At 61.8% G+C, this 2155-nt stretch carries 2 protein-coding genes and 1 pseudogene; all 3 read left to right on the top strand.

All coding sequences use genetic code 11. The annotated features are described in order from the left end of the window. Positions 1 to 251: pseudogene (locus tag AAAB16_RS21600) on the top strand (putative 2-aminoethylphosphonate ABC transporter permease subunit); the annotation flags it as partial. Between the two features lie 19 nt (positions 252 to 270). Then, on the top strand, positions 271 to 1098 hold the full coding sequence (gene phnX / locus AAAB16_RS21595; RefSeq protein WP_340665185.1) for a phosphonoacetaldehyde hydrolase: 828 nt from the start codon (positions 271 to 273) through the stop codon (positions 1096 to 1098). Between the two features lie 34 nt (positions 1099 to 1132). Further along, entirely contained in the window at positions 1133 to 2152 is a 1020-nt protein-coding gene (locus AAAB16_RS21590; protein WP_340665184.1) for a putative 2-aminoethylphosphonate ABC transporter substrate-binding protein, read from the top strand. Positions 2153 to 2155: the final 3 nt, after the last annotated feature.

Below are 2155 nucleotides of genomic sequence, written 5' to 3'. Positions count from 1 at the left end.
ACATTATTCGCTACCTGTTTGTGTCGGCGATGACCACGGTGTCGGCGGCGATTTTCCTCTACAGCCCCGACAGCGTGCTCGCTGCTGTGGCCGTGTTGAACATGGACGATGCCGGCAACGTTGGCGGCGCGGCGGCGATGTCCACCCTGATTCTGCTCACCTCGGCCGGCGTGTCGCTGCTGCTCGCCGGCCTTTCCCGTGGCCTGTTGCGCCGCTCCCAGGCCTGGCGGCAGCCGGCGCTGGGCCATTAATTTTTTGTTGGAGACTGCCATGCGCTACCAATCCCCTACCCGCCTGCAAGCCGCCATTCTCGATTGGGCCGGCACCGTGGTCGACTTCGGCTCGTTTGCCCCCACGCGCATCTTTGTTGAGGCCTTTGCCAGCTTTGACGTTGAGCTAAGCCTGGACGAAGCCCGCGGGCCGATGGGCATGGGCAAGTGGGAGCACATTCGCACGCTGTGTGATCAGCCGGCGGTGGCCGAGCGCTTTCAACGGCGCTTTGACCGGCTGCCCAGTGATGACGATGTAACCGCCATTTATGAGCGCTTTATGCCGCTGCAAATCGCCAAGGTCGGCGAGCACTCGGCGCTGATTCCGGGGGCGCTGGACTGCATCGCCGCGCTGCGCCAACGCGGGCTGAAAATCGGCACCTGCTCGGGCTACCCCAAGCAAGTAATGGACAAGGTGGTGGAGCTGGCTGCGGCCAAGGGCTATGTGCCCGACCACGTGGTCGCCACCGATGAAGTGCCCAAAGGCCGCCCGAGCCCGGCGCAGGCGCTGGCCAATGTAATTGCCCTGGGGCTGGACGACGTGGCGGCGTGCGTAAAAGTCGACGACACCGAGCCCGGCATTCTCGAAGGCCGCAGCGCCGGCATGTGGACGGTGGCGCTGCGTTTTTCCGGCAACTTTCTGGGCCTGTCGTGGGAGCAGTTTCAAGCGCTGTCCAGCGAGCAACTTGAAGCCGAGCGCCTGCGCATCGACGCCTTGTTTGCCGCCAGCCAACCGCATTACCTGATCGACACCATCGCCGATTTGCCCGCGGTGATCGACGCCATTAACGCGCGCCTGGCCAACGGCGAAGTGCCGGCCAACAGCTGATTAAAACAACCCACTTCAACCAAGGAGTCATCCCATGTTCAACCGCACCGCCCTGGCCATCGGCCTGCTCGCTGCCTGTGCATTTCAGGCTCAAGCCAACACCGAGCTGACCGTGTACACCGCCCTCGAAGTGGAACAGCTCAAGGCCTACAAAGAAGCCTTCGAAAAGCTCAACCCGGATATCGAAATCAAATGGGTGCGCGACTCCACCGGCATCGTCACCGCCAAGCTGCTAGCCGAGAAAGCCCGGCCGCAAGCTGATGCGGTGTGGGGCCTGGCCGGCTCCAGCCTGGCCATTCTGAAACAGCAAGGCATGCTCGAAGCCTATGCACCGGCCAACCTGGAAAAGATCGGCGCGCACTACCGCGATGCCGCCAACCCGCCGTCGTGGGTGGGCATGGACGTGTGGGCGGCGACCATTTGCTTTAACACCGTGGAAGCCGAAAAGCAGGGCCTGCCCAAGCCAACCAAATGGGAAGACCTGACTAACCCCATCTACAAAGACAAAATCGTCATGCCTAACCCGGCCTCCTCCGGCACCGGCTACCTCGACGTCAGCGCTTGGCTGCAAACCTTTGGCGAAGCGCAAGGCTGGGCCTATATGGACAAGCTGCACGCCAATATCGGCCAGTACACCCATTCCGGCTCCAAGCCATGCAAGCTCGCCGCTGCTGGTGAATTCCCCATCGGCATCTCCTTTGAGTACCCCGCCGTGCAGCTAAAACGCAAAGGCGCGCCGCTGGATATCGTGCTGCCCAAAGAAGGCCTGGGTTGGGAAATTGAAGCCACCGGCATTATCAAAGGCACCGCGCATTTAGACGCGGCGAAAAAGCTCGCCGACTTCTCCGCCAGCCGCGAGGCCATGGATTTGTACAAAGCCAACTTCGCCGTTCTGGCCCAGCCAGGTATTGCCGAGCGCTTCCAGGAACTGCCGGCTGACTACGAACAGCGCCTGATCAAAAACGACTTCAACTGGGCCTCGGAAAACCGCGACCAGATTCTTGCCGAGTGGCGCAAACGCTACGACGGCAAATCCGAACCCTTGCCGCAGTAAGGC

Origin of the sequence: Pseudomonas sp. (assembly GCF_037994325.1) — a bacterium.
Taxonomy (GTDB): Bacteria; Pseudomonadota; Gammaproteobacteria; order Pseudomonadales; family Pseudomonadaceae; genus Aquipseudomonas.
This window is presented reverse-complemented; position numbering and strand designations above follow the sequence as displayed.

What these genes read in the sequence shown, in the direction of transcription:
- phnX (WP_340665185.1), top strand. Translation starts at nt 271, where the DNA reads ATGCGCTACCAATCCCCTACCCGCCTGCAAGCCGCCATTCTCGATTGG.
- AAAB16_RS21590 (WP_340665184.1), top strand. Translation starts at nt 1,133, where the DNA reads ATGTTCAACCGCACCGCCCTGGCCATCGGCCTGCTCGCTGCCTGTGCA.